The following is a 2,017-nucleotide window of genomic DNA, read 5'->3' as shown; positions in this document are numbered from 1 at the left end:
AACCGGACGGGTCCCATGGCTGATGCGCCGTTGCGGTCGCGCCGCGCGCGCGAGCCGGCGGGCGTTGCTGGCCGCCCGAAGCGGACGAAAAGAACCATCGGCGATGATTTCACCGCCGCTTTGCGCCAGGATTTTCGCGATCATGGCGCCGGGGTCATCGCCAAGGTCAGGGCGGAAAAGCCGGACCAGTATCTGAAGATCGTGCTGTCGGTGCTGCCCGGCCCGAAGGACCCCGATGCCAACACTCTGGACACGCTGAGCGATGAGCAGATCCGCGCCCGCATCCGCGCCCTCGAAGCGATCGTCAGGCCGTTCCTCGGGGACGCAGTACCTGGCGCTGCTGACGGAGCTGGAGCGCCGCCGCCGCGCTAACCTTTTGGCCGCCTACCGGCCGTATCCCAGGCAGGCGGAGTTCCATGCCGCGGGCGCCTTGAACCGCGAGCGCCTGTTCATGGCCGGCAACCAGCTCGGCAAGACCAGGGCAGGCGGCGCCGAATGGGCGGTGCATCTCACCGGACGCTATCCGGACTGGTGGCGTGGCAAGGTGTTCGACACGGCCGTGCGGCTTTGGGCCGCCGGCGTCACCGGCGAGGGAACGCGCGACAACCCGCAGCGCGTGCTCATCGGCCCGCCGCAGCAGCAGGCCGACTGGGGCACCGGCATGATCCCCGCCGACGCGATCGCCCATACCGTGATGGGACGGGGCGCACCGGGGGCGCTGGACAGCGTCGTCGTGCGTTGGGGCGGCGGCGGCGACGTCCAGGCCGGCGAAAGCGTGCTCTCCTTCAAGAGCTACGAAAAGGGCCGCGAGAAATGGCAGGGCGAGACGCTGCACGGCGTCTGGTTCGACGAGGAGCCGCCGCTGGACATCTATAGCGAGGGCCTGACGCGCACCAACGCGACAGGCGGCATCACCATCGTGACGTTCACGCCGCTCTTGGGGATGAGCGATGTGGTGTTGCGGTTTTTGAATGCGGGGGAGATGGGCGAGCAACGTCTCAAGTAGGCGTTTTCGCTACCCCCTCTATCGGCATTGGAGGTTGGCGAAGGCCGCGGAGCGCATAATCTCCCCCCTTGTGGGGGAGATGCCCGGCAGGGCAGAGGGGGGCGCTGTCCCGCCAGCCTCTCAAGGTGCCTCCCTCCACCCTTTCGACGGTTCGAATGGCGGAAAGTTCCGCAGTTCCGCAAGTCGAGTTCCTTCACGCCCCCCTCTGTCCTGCCGGACATCTCCCCCACGAGGGGGGAGATTGGCAGCTTGGCCGGCGGGCGCCAATGCCACAAGGGGAGAAGGGAAAGGACCGCCATGTCCCGACACGTCACCTTCATGACCATCGACGACGCCGAGCACTACACGCCGGCCGAGCGCGCGGCGATCATCGCCGCCTATCCCGAGCATGAGCGCGAGGCGCGGGCGAAGGGCGTTCCGGTGCTGGGCTCGGGCCGCATCTTTCCGGTGCCGGAGGAGATGATCGCCTGCGAGCCGTTCCGGCTGCCGCGCTGGTGGCCGCGCATCGGCGCGCTCGATTTCGGCTGGGACCATCCCTCGGCCGCGGTCGAGCTCGCCTGGGACAGCGAGGCCGATGTCGTCTACGTCACCAAGGCGGCGCGCGCCTCGCAGCAGACACCGGCGATGCAGGCGCTCGCCCTGAAACCCTGGGGCGAATGGCTGCCATGGGCATGGCCGCGCGACGGCCGCCGCGAGACGCTGGAAGGCGCAGGCACCGCGCTCGCCAGGCAATACGCCGCGCACGGCCTGAACATGCTCGGCAACCACGCCCGCTTCGCCGACGGCTCGGTCTCGGTCGAGGCCGGGCTGATGGAGATGCTCGACCGCATGCAGTCCGGCCGCTTCAAGGTGTTTTCGACGCTGCTCGACTGGTTCGAGGAATTTCGCCTCTATCGCCGCTTCTACTGGGATGCCGTCGCCGGCGCCGAACTCCCCGCCGGCCTCGACTATGCCGTGTTCGACTTTGCCGTGAACAGCGGGCCGGGCAGGGCGGCGAAATACCTTCAGGCG

2 protein-coding genes and 1 pseudogene are annotated in these 2,017 nt (G+C 68.5%); all 3 read left to right on the top strand.

Annotated features, from left to right (window positions below):
* The first annotated feature begins 15 nt into the window (after positions 1-15).
* Positions 16-372, top strand: coding sequence for a hypothetical protein (locus EN780_RS32890; RefSeq protein ID WP_245493556.1), 357 nt, complete (start codon positions 16-18; stop codon positions 370-372).
* A gap of 58 nt (positions 373-430) precedes the next feature.
* The gene (locus tag EN780_RS32885) at positions 431-1,006 is read left to right on the top strand and encodes a terminase family protein (RefSeq protein ID WP_245500201.1); all 576 of its coding nucleotides are present in this window, start codon (positions 431-433) and stop codon (positions 1,004-1,006) included.
* A 285-nt stretch (positions 1,007-1,291) separates the two neighbouring features.
* Positions 1,292-2,017, top strand: a pseudogene (locus EN780_RS32880) (glycosyl hydrolase 108 family protein); the annotation flags it as partial.

It is taken from the genome of Mesorhizobium sp. M4B.F.Ca.ET.089.01.1.1, assembly GCF_004022605.1.
Lineage (GTDB): Bacteria > Pseudomonadota > Alphaproteobacteria > Rhizobiales > Rhizobiaceae > Mesorhizobium > Mesorhizobium abyssinicae.
Note: the sequence above shows the minus strand (reverse complement) of the source record. Positions and strands in the feature narration are given on the sequence as shown.